This window comes from Streptomyces sp. SAS_270 (genome assembly GCF_052543295.1).
In genome coordinates this window covers 33,112-48,303 of record NZ_JBMNDS010000061.1, presented here as the reverse complement: position 1 = coordinate 48,303, position 15,192 = coordinate 33,112, and the positions used below count along the sequence as shown (strand labels likewise).

The window sequence follows — 15,192 nt, the reverse complement described above, 5'->3', positions numbered from 1 at the left end:
CGGCCTGCTCCTCGACCCCGCCGGGCCCCTGTCAGGCGCCCGGCGACCTCGGCACCGTCACCGTCACCTTCAGGCCGTGCGGCGCGTGATGGGCGTACGCGATGGACCCGCCGCCGGCCGCGAGGAGCACCCGGGAGATGGACAGGCCGAGTCCCGAGCCCTTGATGTTCTGGTGGCCGGCGCTGCGCCAGAAGCGGTCGCCGATGCGGGCCAGCTCCTCGTCGGTGAGACCGGGGCCGCCGTCGGTGACGACGACGGTCGACACCTCGCCGTTCGAGGAGACCGCCACCTCGACGCTCTCCCCTCGCGGCGTGAACTTCAGCGCGTTGTCGATCACCGCGTCCAGTGCGCTGGACAGGGTGACCGGATCGGCCCAGGCGGTGGTGGCCGGGCACTTCCCCGCCAGGCGTACGCCCTTGCTCGCCGCGAGCGCCGCCCAGGACGCGACACGTTCGGCCGTCAGCTCGCCGATGTCGGTGAGCCGGAGGTCCGCCTCGGCGTGCTCGGCGAGGGCGAGGTCGAGGAGGTCGTCGAGAACCTCGGCGAGACGCTTGCCCTCGGTGCGGACCGAGGCGATCTCCTCGTTGCCCTCCGGCAGTTCGAGGGCGAGCAGCTCGATGCGCAGCAGCAGCGCCGAGAGCGGGTTGCGCAGTTGGTGCGAGGCGTCGGCGACGAAGGCGCGCTGCTGCTCCAGAACGTCTTCGACGTTGTCCGCCATCTCGTTGAACGACCGGGCCAGGCGCCGGAGTTCCGGCGGCCCGCCGGCGGCGGCGACCCGGGACTTCAGACGTCCGGTGGCGATGTCGTGGGTGGTGGCGTCGAGGACGCGGACGGGCCGCAGCACCCAGCCGGTCAGCCGCAGCGCGGCGCCGACGGCGAGCAGCATCGCGGCGATCTCGCCCGCCCCGATGAGCAGCCAGCCGTGCAGCGTCTTCGAACGCAGATGTCCAGTGGGCGAGTCGGTGACGACGACGCCGATGACGTCACCGTCCCTGATCACCGGGGACGCGACGACCAGCCGGCTGCGCTGCCATGGCCAGACCTGCTTGGGATCGTGGCTGCGGCGCCCGAGGAGCGCCTCGTCGAAGGCGTCCCGGCCCTCGCCCTCGTCCGGGAGGAACCAGTCGTCGGGCGCGTTGGCCATGGGGTCGTGATTGCGGTAGAAGACGCCCGCCTTGATGCCGTACACGTCGTAGTACGCGGCGAGTTCCTTCTGGAGGGTCTCGCCGCGCTCGTCCGTGGCGCCCACCGGGGCGCCGGAGGGCCGGTCGGTGACGAACTGCGCGAGAGCGGCGAAGCGCGCCGTGTCGTCGATGCGGTCGACGACCACCTTCTGCTGCTGCGCGGCGGCGAAGCTCCCGGCGAGCGGGATGCCGAGCGCGAGCAGTACGGCCGCCATCAGGACGATGAGCAGCGGAAGAAGACGTGTGCGCACCTGTACCCGCTACGACACCGGGGCGACGAGCCGGTACCCGACGCCGCGTACGGTCTCGATCAGCGCCGGCATGTGCAGCTTGGAGCGCAGGGACGCGACGTGCACCTCCAGGGTGCGCCCGGTCCCTTCCCAGCTGGTGCGCCACACCTCGCTGATGATCTGCTCCCGGCGGAAGACCACTCCGGGGCGCTGGGCCAGCAGTGCGAGAAGGTCGAACTCCTTGCGGGTCAGTTGGACAACCGAACCGTCCACGCTGACCTGGCGGGTGGGGAGTTCGATGTGCACGGGCCCGAGCCGCAGGGCGGTCTCCGCGGGCGACGCGCCGTCGTCGTGCGCATTGCGCCGGCTGACGGCGTGGATGCGGGCGAGGAGCTCGCCCGTGTCGTAGGGCTTCACTACGTAGTCGTCGGCGCCGAGGTTGAGGCCGTGGATCCGGGAGCGTACGTCCGAGCGTGCGGTGACCATGATCACCGGGGTGCTGGTGCGCTTGCGGATCTTTCCGCAGACCTCGTAGCCGTCCTGGTCGGGCAGGCCGAGGTCGAGCAGGACCACTCCGAAGCCGGCGCCTTCCGGCACCAGCGCCTGGAGCGCCTCCTCGCCGCTGCGGGCATGCGTGACGTCGAACCCGTGCCGCGCCAGGACCGCGGACAGGGCGGCGGCGACATGGTTGTCGTCCTCGACGAGCAGCAGTCTCATCCCGGCCCCCTCCGGTTCATCGGTCGTACGGTCTCGGCTTGTAGAACGGTCGTACGGTCTCGGTCTGCTCAACGGTCGTGCGCTTCCCTGTGCTGAACGGCTGCACGCGCGCGTGCACCATGGCAGTCATTCCGATGGACGAGGACGACGTCAAGAGGGTTCCGGTTGCGGGCGGCTTCCGTTACCCAACGGGTACGCGACCCGCAGCAGCCATTACGTGGAGTATCCGCACGCTATCGGATCGTTATCCTCAATTTCCCCTCAGATGTAATGACGCTGGTCGCACGGGGTCACTACTGTCCTCCGCAACCGAGGAGGACGGAGCCAAAAAGCGATGACCGAAGTATCGGTGGCCAAGGACGCCGTGGCCGCGACCGAGGAACTGGTCGTCCTGAAGAGCGTCAACAAGCACTTCGGCGCGTTGCACGTGCTCCAGGACATCGACCTGACGATCGCCCGTGGCGAGGTCGTCGTGGTCATCGGGCCCTCCGGGTCCGGGAAGTCCACCCTGTGCCGCACCATCAACCGCCTGGAGACGATCGACTCGGGCGCCATCTCGATCGACGGCAAGGCACTGCCCGACGAGGGCAAGGCGCTCGCCCGGCTGCGGGCCGACGTGGGCATGGTCTTCCAGTCCTTCAACCTCTTCGCGCACAAGACGGTGCTCGAGAACGTGATGCTGGGCCAGATCAAGGTCCGCAAGGCCGAGAAGAAGGCCGCGGAGGAGAAGGCCCGGGCGCTGCTCGACCGCGTCGGTGTGGGCACCCAGGCCGACAAGTACCCCGCCCAGCTGTCGGGCGGCCAGCAGCAGCGCGTCGCCATCGCGCGGGCGCTGGCGATGGACCCCAAGGTCATGCTCTTCGACGAGCCGACCTCGGCACTCGACCCCGAGATGATCAACGAGGTCCTGGAGGTCATGCAGCAGCTCGCGCGTGACGGCATGACCATGATCGTCGTCACCCACGAAATGGGGTTCGCTCGTTCGGCTGCGAACCGTGTGGTGTTCATGGCCGACGGCCGCATCGTCGAAGAGGCTGTGCCGGACCAGTTCTTCAGCAATCCGCGCAGCGACCGGGCCAAGGATTTCCTGTCGAAGATCCTGCACCACTAGGTCCTGCGTTCCACCACTGAGGGCCTGCGTTCCCACCACCGAAGGCCTGCATCTCTTCACCAGTCAAAGGATGTTCACCATGAAGCTCCGCAAGGTCACCGCCGCCTCGGCCGTCGTGCTCGCGCTCGCGGTCACCGCCACGGCGTGCGGTTCGGACGACAAGAAGGACGACAGCGGCTCGTCGGGCGGCAAGACGATCAAGATCGGCATCAAGTACGACCAGCCGGGCCTTGGACTGAAGGAGCCGAGCGGTTCTTTCTCGGGCTTCGACGTGGATGTGGCGACGTATGTGGCCAAGCAGCTCGGTTACAAGCCGGACCAGATCCAGTGGGTCGAGACCAAGAGCGCCGACCGCGAGAACGCGCTCTCCCGCGGCGACGTGAAGCTCATCGCGGCGACGTACTCGATCACCGACGAGCGCAAGCAGAAGGTCGACTTCGCGGGTCCCTACCTGCTGGCCCACCAGGACCTGCTGCTCAAGAAGGACTCGGACATCTCCAAGGCCACGGACCTCAACGGCAAGAAGCTGTGCTCCGTGACCGGCTCCACCTCGGCGCAGAACATCCACGACACGATCGCCCCGAAGGCCAACCTCAAGGAGTACAGCGGCTACTCGGAGTGCATCGCTGCACTCCAGAGCGGTGCCGTGGACGCGGTCACCACCGACGACTCGATCCTCGCGGGCTTCGCCGCGCAGGACAAGTACAAGGGCCAGTTCAAGCTCGCCGGGCTCAAGCTCAGCAACGAGAACTACGGCATCGGTGTGAAGAAGGGCGACACCGCCACCCTGAACAAGGTCAACTCCGCTCTGGAGAAGATGGTCAGCGACGGCTCGTGGCAGAAGGCGGTCGACAAGAACTTCGGCCCGGCCAAGTACAAGAACGAGAATGCGCCGAAGATCGGCCAGCTCGTCAAGTAGGACAAGCCCTCGGCTAAGCAAGCCCTCGGCCCTGCAGGGTGCCTCTGGCGCGCCGCCGCCCGCCGCGATCACGGCGGCGGCGCGCCACGCCGTCCTCGTACGCCACATACCCGGAAGCGCGGGAGATCGTGTTCGATTTTCTTCAAGGTTATGACGTCCTAGGGGCGTTCTGGATGACGGTGAAACTCACCGTCCTCTCCGCCGTCGGCTCCCTGGTCTGGGGCACCCTGCTGGCCGCGATGCGGGTCAGCCCGGTCCCGTTGATGCGCGGGTTCGGCACCGCCTATGTCAACATCGTCCGGAACATCCCCCTGACGGTCATCATCCTGTTCAACTCGGCCGGCCTCGCCGACATCTTCGGCGTGACGATGGGCGCGTCCGACTTCAAGATCCAGGGCTTCCGCCTTGCGGTGCTCGGTCTGGTTGCCTACCACGCGGCCTTCGTGTGCGAGGCGCTGCGTTCCGGCATCAACACCGTGCCCCTCGGACAGGCCGAGGCGGCTCGCGCGATCGGGCTGAGCTTCAGCCAGACGCTGCAGCTCGTCGTGCTGCCGCAGGCGTTCCGTTCGGTCATCGGTCCGCTGGCCAACGTACTGATCGCGCTGACCAAGAACACCACCGTGGCGGCCGCGATCGGCGTGGCGGAGGCCGCCTATCTGATGAAGACAATGATGGAGAACGAGGCCCAGACACTGCTCATCGGCGCGGTCTTCGCCTTCGGGTTCGTGGTTCTGACCCTTCCCACCGGCCTCATCCTCGGCTGGCTGGGCAAGCGACTGGCGGTGAAGCGATGACCTCCGTCCTCTACGACGCCCCCGGCCCTCGGGCCAAGCGACGCAACGTCTTCTTCTCGGCGATCTTCGTCATCCTGCTCGCCCTTCTGGCGTGGTGGATCTGGCGGACACTGGACGACAAGGGCCAGTTGAAGTGGTCCCTGTGGGAGCCTTACACGACGTCCGACGCCTGGACGACGTATCTGCTGCCTGGCCTCGGGAAGACGCTGAAGGCCGCCGCACTGTCCATGCTCATCGCGCTTCCGCTGGGTGCGTTCTTCGGTATCAGCCGCCTGTCCGACCACCGGTGGGTCCGCGTGCCGGCTGGCGTCGTGGTCGAGTTCTTCCGCTCGATCCCCGTGCTGCTGCTGATGCTGTTCGCCAACGAGTTCTACTCCCGCTATGCGAACGTGAGCAGCGACAACCGGCCCCTGTACGGAGTCGTCACCGGCCTGGTGCTCTACAACGCCTCGGTCCTCGCCGAGATCGTACGAGCCGGCATCCTCGCGCTCCCCAAGGGGCAGACGGAGGCCGCCTACGCCGTCGGCCTGCGCAAGGGCCAGACGATGACCAGCATCCTGCTCCCGCAAGCGGTCACGGCCATGCTGCCGGCCATCGTCAGCCAGCTCGTCGTCATCGTGAAGGACACCGCGCTGGGTGGCGTGATGATCGGCTACACCGAGCTGCTCAACACGCGCAGCACCTTCGCGGCCAACTACGCCAATGTCATCCAGAGCTTCGTCGGGGTGGCGCTCATCTACATCGTCGTGAACTTCCTCCTCACGAGCTTCGCAAGCTGGCTGGAGCGCAGGCTGCGCCGCAGCAAGCGGAGCACCGGTGCGGTCCTCGGGGCCGCGGATGTGGAAGAGCTCAACGCCGCCGAGGTCGGGGGCACCTACGGAACCGGTTCCGACCGCACGATCTGACATGCATCCGATAGAGCTGTGGTCCGCCGGGATATCGGCGGACCCAGTCATACGCAGGGCCAAGCCCGGCAGGCCATCTGTGAACCGTTTCAGCTCACCGGCTGGTCGGGTGATCCGGAAGCCTCAGCCGGGACGCCCGCGTACGCGGGCGAGGCTCCTGGCTCGTTGAATCGGGTATCTCACCAGAACTCACCCCACAGGAACCCTTGTTGGTCCCCCATCGCCGGATGGTGACGGCCGACTGGCCCACACCGCCGGCGACGACCGACATCTGAAGATGCCGGGCTGGCTCCCTGAGCGTTTGGTTCTGTTTGCGCTCGATGCGTCAGGGCTTCTCGGCTCCGGCATCATGGGACGGGAGACATTCGTGAGTCGGCTGCTGGTGATGCGGCAGCAGAGGAATCCAGACCTCCGCCAAGGTGCACTTGGCCGACCAGGGCACCGACGCCGGGAATCGGATCATCGGCCGCAAGCGCCGCCTCGGCTGCGACACCCTCGGCCTGCTGCTGACCGTGCTGGTCACCGCCGCCAGCGTGTCCGACACCCCGGCCGGCGTGACCCTGCTGTCCCGCATCGCCGCCGCCTACCCCCACGTGACCAAGGGCCTGGGCGGACGCCGGCTACCGCACCACGGCCATCGACCACGGCGCCCGCATCGACGTCCAGCCCGTGGAGCACGCGGATTCACGATCATTCCGAGACGATGGACGATCGAGCGCAGCATCGGCAGGCTCATGCACCACCGCCACCTCGCCCGTGACTACGAGACCCGCCCACACCGCACCGACGCCATGATCCACCTCGCGATGATCGACCTCATGGCCCGCAGGCTCATAGGCGAAGCCACCCTCAACTGGCACGGAACCTAACCCGGGACCAAACGTCAGTTAGACGGTGGCCTACATACTGAGGCGGACGAATGGCTTGTAGCAGCAAACTGCTGCGGCGAGGCCGAGAAAAGTTAGGTAGTTGCCGCATCACGTCCAGATACGGGGCAGGAGAGAAGAGAGCCAGCCCTAGCACGAAATACACCACCAGCCGGGCCGGGAGCAGGCGCTTGCGTTGCTCCACACGACCGCAGGCGGCCACCACCCGATCCACCAGACCTGGCGGATAGACCCAGGTCAACAGGCCTAAACCCGATAACTCAGAGACGCTTGCAGCCACCCGAACCACCCCCGGGACCACTACACAGCAGCCTACGCCCGCAAGCTAACGCAACGGCATTGCGTCCAGACCGCCGCGTTTGTGCGGAGGTCAAGGTGGTGCCCTTGGGAAAGTGCAGCGGAGCAGGCCCTTGGTGTTTTGTTGGGGCCACGCTGCCACGTGCTGTGAGCATCGGCGAAAGTAGATCTCCAGGCTGGTAAAAACGCGGAGTTGAGCGTGCTGGGCCGTCTCCGCACCCTGATTCCGAGTCAGCGACTTGCGGAGCTGTTCGAGCAAGGTAGATCGTCCCACCCACGGCGTCGCACACGGCTTCGACTCTGTGCCCGGCCAGTGCCGGGCCGTTATTGATGCGGGCCCACCGTTTTCGGACATGGGCGAATATCGCGGCAGCGCCGCGAACCGGGTAGCTCGCTCGACCACGGTGCCGATCACGAACTGTTCAGGCCGACAATGAGGTCGCCTTCGCAGTGTCCGGGCACCGCCCGATCCTCAGCCTCGGCTGCGATGCTCGTCCCTTCGAGCGCAGGCCCCTTCGAGGGCAGCTCGCGCCGCCGCGGCGACGGGAGGCCCGCTGCACCACTGGATCACGTACACCTGATGCGCAGTCAAGTGACGGAGGTAGTGGCGTGATCGCCACTACCTTCGTCACTTGACGCAAGCACTGGCAATGGGTTGCATACGTTCTGTGATCGCGCACCCCGCTCCAACTGCCTGTTCCCGTACGTCCCCCAGGACACCGCTCCGGGCAGGGGGCACCGCGCCGTGGACCCGGTGATCATCGTCGGAGCGGGGCCTGTCGGGCTGACGCTCGCCCTTGCGCTGGCACGCCAGGACGTTCCTTCCGTGGTCCTCGACGAAGGTCCGGGCAAGGACGAGCAGCGGCTCGCGCGCAGCGTCGTACTGCGTGAGGACACCGCCGCGCTCGTGGAACGGCTGACCGGCTTGCCGCTCGCGGAGGCCGGATTCCGTTGGGCCGGATGGCGGTCGGTGCGGCGCAAGCAGGTGATCCGCGAGATCACGTTCGACAACACCGATCCGGCGCCCGTCCACATCGCCCAGCACGTCCTGACCACCGCCCTGCGCGAAGCCATCGCCGACGAGCGGCTGGTCAGGCTCACCACGGACAGCCGACTCGACTCCGTCGAGCAGGACCCGTCGGGTGTCACCGCGCACACCCGCGGCCCCAAGGGCACGTGGTGGCGCGGCAGTTACCTGGTCGGCTGCGACGGACCGCGTTCGACCGTGCGCAAGCTCCAGGACATCCGCTTCCCCGGCCGCACGGCCGTCGAACGACACGCCGTGGCTGCCCTGCGGACGGAACTTCCCTGGCCCGGCGAGGCGTTGCTCCATCGGATGCCGCCCTGGCGGACGGCGGGCCCCTCGGCCGGGGAGGTGGCCGGCCGCCCGCTGCCCGACGGCGTGTGGCGCCTGGACTGGCTGCTGCCGCCGGGCAAGGACCTGGTCACCCCGGACCTGCTGTTGGCACGCATCCGGGAGACCCTCGCGGGCTGGAGCGGGGGCTCCACACCGCCGTACGAACTGCTGGACACCGGCGTCCACACGATCCACCACCGCCTCGCCCGCCGGTGGCGCGCAGGCCGCGTCTTCCTCGCCGGGGACGCCGCCCACCTGCTCGGCGCGCTCGGTACGCAGGGTCTGGACGAGGGTTTGCGGGACGCCGACAACCTCGCCTGGAAGCTGGCGCTGGCCTGGCACCACGGACCGCGCGACAAGCTGCTGGACAGCTATCAGGACGAGCGTCGCGCGGTCGTCGCGGCCCGGCTGCGCGCCGCCGACCAGGCGCTGCCCCTCGTACGCGGTGGCGCGGGCCTGCGCGCCTACGTGCCCGGCTCGGCCCGCGGCCACGACGCGCTGCTCACGGACGGCCACCTGGGGCAGGGCCCGCTCGGTGCGCCGGGGGCGTACGCCGATTCGCCGCTCGCGCCTCCGTACGCCGAGTCGGCGGTCGCCGTGGACACGGAGCCCGGGGCGCCGGCCGCCGATGTGCGGGTGACTGCCGAGGACGGCTCCTTTGTGCGGCTGCGGGACCGGCTCGGACACGGCGCGCTGCTGGTGGTGCTGATCGCCCCCGGTACGGGCGTGTGGGAGCGCAAGCACTGGGTCACGGCGGGGATCATGCCCCGGCTCGCGGCTGCCGTCACCGCGCTGCCGCATCCCGCTGAGCTGCTGGTCACGGAGAGCTACCCGGGTGCGCCCGCGCACACCGTGCTTCTCCTCCGCCCCGACGGGCACCTTGTCACGGCGCTGAGCGGGGTGCGCCCGGCCGATCTGTACGCGGCGGCGGAGGCCACTGTGGGTGGTCCTGCGCGCACGGAGGCGGGCGCGACGGCCGGCAAGAGCTGAGGGGTCGGTGCCCAGCCGCTTCTGCGCCGGCCCGGCGCCTGCGGTGCCGACCTGACCTGGAGCTCTTCCGATCCTGTAGTCACGCTGTGGTCCACATAGTGACGGTGAGTTGACCGGTCTGCACCGGCATGGTGTACTCCGGATCGTGACCGACACCTGTGTGCGCCTGTGGCGGAGGGTCCATATGGACCTCGTCCGCTATGCGGGCTGCGTGTGTCGCCCGTCCTGCTGATTCGCATCCCTTTCCTCGCGCGCCCCGGCCCGTGCTGCCGCGCGCCCTCCCGCGAACGCTCAGGACGGCCCCCTTGTCTGCGTCACCCTCTGTCTCCCTCCCTGCTTCCGCGCCCGTCCGGCCCCCCACCCAGGCCGAACTGCTCGACTTCGTGCGCCGAGCGGCGGCCGACGCCGAGCTGATCTCCTCGCTCCCGCTCGACCCCGAAGGCCGTACCTGGGTGCGCCTCGAAGGCCCCGGCGGCAGCGAGGCCTGGCTCATCGGCTGGCCACCGGGCACCGGGACCGGCTGGCACGACCACGCCGAGTCCGTCGGCGCCTTCCTCGCCGCGTCCGGCGAACTCAAGGAGAACTCGCTCGCCGCCCGCCTCCCCGCGGACGGCTGGAAAACCCTGGAACTCACCGAAGGAGTGGACCGGGAACGCCGGCTGACCGCCGGCGAGGGGCGCGCCTTCGGCCGTCACCACGTCCACGAGGTGCTCAACGAGTCCACCGACGAGCACGCGATCTCCGTCCACGCCTACTATCCGCCCCTGCCGCGGATCCGCCGTTACAGCCGCACCGGGCAGGTACTGCGTCTGGAGCACGTCGAGCGTCCGGAGGACTGGCAGTGAGCACAGAGTCCGAACACCCCGTGGGCATCGACGAGTTGCTGGAGCGGGTCCGCGAGGGCCTCGACCGCGTGGAGGCCAAGGAGGCGCACGACGCCGCGCAGTCGGGCGAAGCACTCCTGGTCGACATCCGGTACGCCGCCCTGCGCGACCGCGACGGTCTGATCCCCGGTGCCCTCGTCGTCGAGCGCAACGAGCTGGAGTGGCGCCTCGACCCCCAGGGCAGCCACCGGGCCTCCGAGGCGACGAGCCACGATCTGCGGGTCGTGGTCGTCTGCAACGAGGGGTACGCGTCGAGTCTGGCCGCCGTGTCCCTGCGGCAATTGGGCCTGCACCGGGCGACGGATCTGGTCGGCGGGTTCCAGGCGTGGAAGGCGGCCGGCTTTCCGGTGACGACGTAACAGAGGTTTTGGCTGGTCGTACGTCGATGTGGGCGCCCCTGTTGTAAGGGGCGCCCACCCTTGCGTACTGCCCCTTACCGGTTACTCCTTGGCCGTGGCCACCGTGACGGCGCGGACCTTCAGCGCCACACGGCCCGGCAACGCGGTGGCTACGAGGGCGAGGAGGCCGGCGGTCGCGACGACGGCGACGTACAGCAGAGGGGTGACTGCCGGAGCCGCGCTGCCCGTCATCCCGACGCTGAAGGCGGTGAGGACAGCGAGGGCGATACCGCTGCCCAGGACCGTCGCAAGGAGCAGGACCGACAAAGCCTCGCTACGCAGCATCCGCAGCACCTGGCGGCGGGTCGCCCCGGCGAGGCGGAGCATCGCGAACTCCCGGACACGTTCGGAGACCGACATCGCCAGGGTGTTGACAACGGCGATGGCGGTGAAGGCCAGGACCAGCCCCATGGCCAGGTAGTTGACCTCGGCGTTCGCCTGCTGACGGTCCGCCTGGATCGAGTCGGCGGCGGCCGGTGCGAGGACATGGACAGCCGGGAACTCACGGAGCGTAGTCGCGAGTTGTGTCTGTGTACGGCTGGTCCTGACGAGCACGGTGGTGGCGAGGGGGTTGTCCACGTGGCGGGTGATGAGGTCATGGGCGAAGGTGAGGTCGCCGAAGCCGAGGCCCTTGGCATACACGGCGGCGACGGTGAGCGTGGCGGGCGTGCCGTCGCCAAGGGTGAGCTTCAGAGTGCTGCCGGGCTTCAAGCGGAGTTGGTCGGCTGCGAGTTCACTGACGGCGACGGTGGTGCTCTTCAGGGCGGTCAGTGAGCCGGCGGTGACGTCCGGGTCCCATGTGCGGGCGAGGCCTTCGGGCGTGACGCCCTGGGCCGCGTACTTGTCGAGTCCCACGCGGACCGTCGTACGGACCACTTCGGTGGCGGTGTCGTGCTGTGTGCGCAGCAGTCGGGCGGCCTCGGCGGGGACACCGGGGCCCTGGGCGGCCAGCACCCAGTCGGCGCGGATGCCTTCGCGGGCCTGGGCGCGGGCCGCGTCGCCGAGAGTCGGCTGAACGAAGAGAACCGTGCAGGTCATGCCGATGAGCAGGGTGAGAGGGGTGACAACGGAGGCCATACGGGCGGCGTTGCCGCGCAGGTTGGCGCGTGCCAGGCGGCCACCGGGACCGGTCAGTCGCAGCGGACGGGAGAGCAGCGCGGCGGCTGCCCTGACCAGGAGCGGGCCCAGCAGGGCGACGGCGGAGGAGAGGACCACGACGGCGAGGAAGGTCACGGGAGTCGAGGCGGGTTCGGTGCGCAGGATGCTGAGCACGGCGACAAGGACGGAGCCACCGGCGAGCAGCGCGAGTCCGGCGAGGATGCGCCCCCATGCGGGGCGGGCAGGCTCGGCCTTCGCTTCGGCGAGTGCCTCGGCCGGGCGGATCCGAGTGACGCGCCGGGAGGAGACACGGGCGGCGGCCCACGCTCCGAGGAGCGTCGCGGCGACCGCCGCGAACAGCGGGAAGACGCTGACGGTGTGCTGCAGCGTGGCCGGGACGGCACCCATGGCGACGAACCGGCTGTGCAGCCAGCTGCCCAGTGGCAGCCCCGCGAGGGCTCCGAGGACACCGGCCGCCGCGCCGACCAGTAGTGCTTCGCGGCCGAGGAGCCGGCGGATCTGGCCCGGTGTGGCGGCGATGGCGCGCAGCAGGGCGAGTTCGCGGTGGCGCTGCTGAACGGAGAGCGCGAAGGTTCCGACGACCACGAGGACGGCCACGAGCAGCGAGGTGCCGCCCATCGCGCCGCCCATGCTGACCAGCTTCGTCCGGGCGTTGGCCGCGTCCAGGAACTCGACCGGGCCACGGCCGTCGCCCGCGCTGACCTGAGCGGTGGTGCCGTGCAGGGCCTTCGCGACGGACTGCTTCAGCTCCACGGCATCCGTGCCCTTGGTGGGGAGCACGCCGAAGGCGGTGACCTGTCCGGGGTGCGCGGCGAGACGCCGGGCCTCCCGCACCGAGAAGAACAGGGAGGTCTGATGGTGCACGGACCGGGCGGGCGCCGCGATTCCGCTGACACGGTAGGTGCGCGGCGCCTGTGTCGACTGGACGGTGAGACGGTCGCCCGGCCGGAGGTGCGCGCGCTCGGCGAGGTAGTGGTCGATGACGACGTCATCGTCGGCCTTGGGCGCGGTGCCGGTGGTGAGCGTGTACGGGGTCAGCGCGGCGGAGTCCCAGGCATGGCCGTAGGCGGCTCTGTTCTTCTCTGCCGCGACTTTCGGCATCAACGGCTGGGCGAGGAAGGTCAGTTCGGGGATGACACGGCCTACGCCCGGTGCCTGGCGAATGCGTGCGGCGAGGTCGTCGGGAAGCCAGGCACGTTCGGCGATCGGCTTGGCCTTGTGCTTGACCTTGGTCTTGCCCTTCTTGTGCTTGACGGTCGTTTGGTGGACGTTCTGGTCGGCGGAGACCACGACGGGGGTCGCGGCATAGCGCTCGGTGCTGATCGTGCCGCGCAGTCCGGTTTCGAGGAGGGTGCCGCAGGCGGTGATGAGGGCGGCCGCACACATCAGGGCGAGGAAGGCACCGAGGAAGCCGCCCTTGCGGGCTCGGACGGTCTTCAGTGCGTAGCGCAGCATCATGACAGGTCGCTCTCTTTCGCGGGGGCCGGGAAGGCGAGGAAGCGGGTGAGCATGGTGCGGGCGCCGGGCGGAGTGTCGGATTCGGGGCGCTTGTAGCGGTTGAGGAGCGCGATGTACTCCTCGAAGAACTCGCGGAGTTCGGGGAGCGTGAGGCGCACGGTGCCGCGCGAGTACGGGAAGGCGTCGGCCCAGGGGTCGTCGTCCGCGTCCCGTCGCAGTTGTGCCTGCTCGAAGAGTTCGAGGTCGGCGGCGTACGCGTGATGGTTCAGCTCGTCCATCACCAGCCGCATCTCGGGGCTCTGGCGGCTGCGCGGCGGGAAGCGCCGGTCACCGGGTACGGCACGCCACCAGCGCTCCCGGCCGTGGCCGGACGCCTCCTCCGGTTCCGCCGTTTCCTCCACGAAGCCGTGCCGGGCGAGTTCGCGCAGGTGATAGCTGGTGGCTCCGGTGTTGAGCCCCAGGGCCCGGGCGAGCGTCGCGGAGGTGGCGGGGCCGTGCAGGGTGAGGTGCTGGAGCATCCGCTGCCTGCGGGGCTGCGCGAGGGCTTTGAGCGTGGCGAGGTCGGAGAGCTCGATGGGGGTGCTCGGTGTCTCCGGGGGTTCGGTCGCGCCGGGTTGCTGTGCCATGCGTACACAGTCGCCTGTGCACAGATACCTGTGCACTGCGGTGACCTGGCATCTTGAGCCGGGGGTTAACCCCACCCCGGCGAGGCGGAGTTGGGCATCATCGCCCGGGCGGGAAAGACACCGGCCGGAGCGGGAAATGCACCCGCTGGGAAATACGTCCGGGCCCTGAACGCGATCGGCGCGCCCCCGCGCGTCTACCGTGTTCAGGGCCCGCGATCGGGCTGCCGACCGGTGACCGTCATCTCTTGGCTGTCGGCTGTCGGCCGACTATCGGCTGTTGGCCGCTGATCTCGTGGGACCCAGGATTCGGAGCGCCACGGTTCGCGCGCCCGGTTCGGCCCCGCGGGTTCCGTGGGGGGCGGTCCCGGGACCTCCGGTATCCGTGGGACCACCGCCGAGGTCAGAACGCCTCGTCCCCGAGCCCGTCCGTGTCCTCGCCCTCTTCTTCCAGCGCCTGCCGGACCACTCGCAGGGCCATGCCCTCGCCGTAGCCCTTGCGGGCCAGCATGCCCGCAAGGCGGCGCAGGCGCTTGTCACGGTCGAGGCCGCGCGTGGAGCGCAGCTTTCGGGCGACCAGCTCGCGGGCGGTCGCCTCCTCCTGGTCCGAGTCGAGCTGTCCGACGGCCTCGTCGATCAGCGTCGAGTCCACGCCTTTGGTCCGCAGCTCCCGCGCGAGTGCCCGCCGGGCCAGACCGCGGCCATGGTGCCGCGACTCCACCCAGGCTTCCGCGAAGGCACTGTCGTTGATCAGGCCGACCTCTTCGAAGCGGGACAGCACCTCGTCCGCGACGTCGTCAGGGATCTCGCGCTTGCGCAACGCGTCCGCGAGTTGCTTCCGCGTGCGCGGGGTCCCGGTGAGCAGGCGCAGGCAGATCGCCCGTGCCCGCTCAGCCGGGTCCCCTGGGGGCTCCCCCTTCTCGGCCCTCGACGAGGAAGGGAGGCCTCCGTCCTGTGGGTCGCCGGACGGCTCGCCGAAGCCACCGCCACGCCGCCGACGCCCCCGCCCGCCGGGCGGTCCTCCGTCACCGCGCCGACCACCGCCGCGGCGCGAGCCTTCGCCCGTCGCGCGGTGGCCGCCTGACGGGCTGTCGCCGCGGGGGGAGCCGCCGTACGGACCTTCGCCATCCGGAACTTCGCCATCCGGATCGGCTCCGTACGCGTACGGTCCATCGCCACCCGGGTCGCCGTCACGCCACCCGTCGCTGCCGTACGCCCCGCCACCGTCTCCGGCCGAGCCGTCGTCGGCCCCGTGCCCCTGCCCCTCCGGGGTCACGGGGTAGGCGTACTCGGCCCAGTCCGTTCGTCGTGTCATTGAC

The 15,192-nt window shown here is 69.5% G+C and carries 15 protein-coding genes; 9 read left to right on the top strand and 6 right to left on the bottom strand.

Features of this window, described 5'->3' with window-relative positions:
- Positions 1–31: 31 nt before the first annotated feature.
- Both ACN6LB_RS32050 and ACN6LB_RS32045 read right to left on the bottom strand, forming a co-directional pair.
- Positions 32–1,435, bottom strand: a complete 1,404-nt coding sequence (locus ACN6LB_RS32050; protein WP_445028898.1) for a sensor histidine kinase — start codon at positions 1,433–1,435, stop codon at positions 32–34.
- A gap of 9 nt (positions 1,436–1,444) precedes the next feature.
- The gene (locus tag ACN6LB_RS32045; protein ID WP_356136655.1) at positions 1,445–2,131 is read right to left on the bottom strand and encodes a response regulator transcription factor; all 687 of its coding nucleotides are present in this window, start codon (positions 2,129–2,131) and stop codon (positions 1,445–1,447) included.
- A gap of 334 nt (positions 2,132–2,465) precedes the next feature.
- Here ACN6LB_RS32045 and ACN6LB_RS32040 point away from each other — a divergent pair, with 334 nt between their 5' ends.
- The 5 genes from ACN6LB_RS32040 to ACN6LB_RS32020 all read left to right on the top strand — a co-directional run bounded on the left by ACN6LB_RS32040 (position 2,466) and on the right by ACN6LB_RS32020 (position 6,729).
- Entirely contained in the window at positions 2,466–3,242 is a 777-nt protein-coding gene (locus ACN6LB_RS32040; protein ID WP_356136657.1) for an amino acid ABC transporter ATP-binding protein, read from the top strand.
- Positions 3,243–3,321: 79 nt separating this feature from the next.
- A complete protein-coding gene (locus tag ACN6LB_RS32035; RefSeq protein WP_445028897.1) occupies positions 3,322–4,161 on the top strand; it encodes a glutamate ABC transporter substrate-binding protein in 840 nt (279 codons plus the stop codon).
- 128 nt (positions 4,162–4,289) lie between these two features.
- Positions 4,290–4,955 (top strand): amino acid ABC transporter permease, encoded by a 666-nt coding sequence (locus ACN6LB_RS32030; RefSeq protein WP_445028896.1) that lies wholly within the window; start codon positions 4,290–4,292, stop codon positions 4,953–4,955.
- Positions 4,952–5,860 (top strand): amino acid ABC transporter permease, encoded by a 909-nt coding sequence (locus ACN6LB_RS32025; protein WP_445028895.1) that lies wholly within the window; start codon positions 4,952–4,954, stop codon positions 5,858–5,860. The genes ACN6LB_RS32030 and ACN6LB_RS32025 overlap by 4 nt, the downstream gene beginning before the upstream one ends.
- Positions 5,861–6,285: 425 nt before the next feature.
- Positions 6,286–6,729 (top strand): transposase, encoded by a 444-nt coding sequence (locus ACN6LB_RS32020; RefSeq protein ID WP_445028894.1) that lies wholly within the window; start codon positions 6,286–6,288, stop codon positions 6,727–6,729.
- Here ACN6LB_RS32020 and ACN6LB_RS32015 read toward each other — a convergent pair.
- Positions 6,710–7,027 carry a transposase domain-containing protein gene (locus tag ACN6LB_RS32015; RefSeq protein WP_445028893.1) on the bottom strand — a complete coding sequence of 106 codons (318 nt, stop codon included), beginning with the start codon at positions 7,025–7,027 and terminating at the stop codon, positions 6,710–6,712. The genes ACN6LB_RS32020 and ACN6LB_RS32015 overlap by 20 nt on opposite strands.
- Positions 7,028–7,789: 762 nt before the next feature.
- On the opposite strand from ACN6LB_RS32015, the gene ACN6LB_RS32010 reads away from it, so the two are divergent.
- The 4 genes from ACN6LB_RS32010 to ACN6LB_RS31995 all read left to right on the top strand — a co-directional run bounded on the left by ACN6LB_RS32010 (position 7,790) and on the right by ACN6LB_RS31995 (position 10,634).
- Positions 7,790–9,391: an FAD-dependent monooxygenase gene (locus tag ACN6LB_RS32010; protein ID WP_445028892.1), complete on the top strand. Its 1,602-nt coding sequence runs from the start codon at positions 7,790–7,792 to the stop codon at positions 9,389–9,391.
- A gap of 145 nt (positions 9,392–9,536) precedes the next feature.
- Positions 9,537–9,623 (top strand): putative leader peptide, encoded by an 87-nt coding sequence (locus ACN6LB_RS32005; RefSeq protein ID WP_313960178.1) that lies wholly within the window; start codon positions 9,537–9,539, stop codon positions 9,621–9,623.
- Positions 9,624–9,696: 73 nt separating this feature from the next.
- Complete coding sequence (locus ACN6LB_RS32000; RefSeq protein WP_445028891.1) at positions 9,697–10,236, top strand: cysteine dioxygenase; 540 nt, start codon at positions 9,697–9,699, stop codon at positions 10,234–10,236.
- Positions 10,233–10,634 (top strand): rhodanese-like domain-containing protein, encoded by a 402-nt coding sequence (locus ACN6LB_RS31995; protein WP_445028890.1) that lies wholly within the window; start codon positions 10,233–10,235, stop codon positions 10,632–10,634. Before ACN6LB_RS32000 ends, ACN6LB_RS31995 begins: the two co-directional genes overlap by 4 nt.
- Before the next feature lie 81 nt (positions 10,635–10,715).
- Here the strand turns inward: ACN6LB_RS31995 and ACN6LB_RS31990 are convergent, their stop codons facing one another.
- The 3 genes from ACN6LB_RS31990 to recX all read right to left on the bottom strand — a co-directional run bounded on the left by ACN6LB_RS31990 (position 10,716) and on the right by recX (position 15,188).
- Positions 10,716–13,250, bottom strand: a complete 2,535-nt coding sequence (locus ACN6LB_RS31990) for an ABC transporter permease (protein WP_445028889.1) — start codon at positions 13,248–13,250, stop codon at positions 10,716–10,718.
- The gene (locus ACN6LB_RS31985; RefSeq protein WP_445028888.1) at positions 13,247–13,876 is read right to left on the bottom strand and encodes an ArsR/SmtB family transcription factor; all 630 of its coding nucleotides are present in this window, start codon (positions 13,874–13,876) and stop codon (positions 13,247–13,249) included. Before ACN6LB_RS31985 ends, ACN6LB_RS31990 begins: the two co-directional genes overlap by 4 nt.
- Positions 13,877–14,276: 400 nt before the next feature.
- Positions 14,277–15,188, bottom strand: coding sequence for a recombination regulator RecX (gene recX / locus ACN6LB_RS31980; protein WP_445028887.1), 912 nt, complete (start codon positions 15,186–15,188; stop codon positions 14,277–14,279).
- Positions 15,189–15,192: the final 4 nt, after the last annotated feature.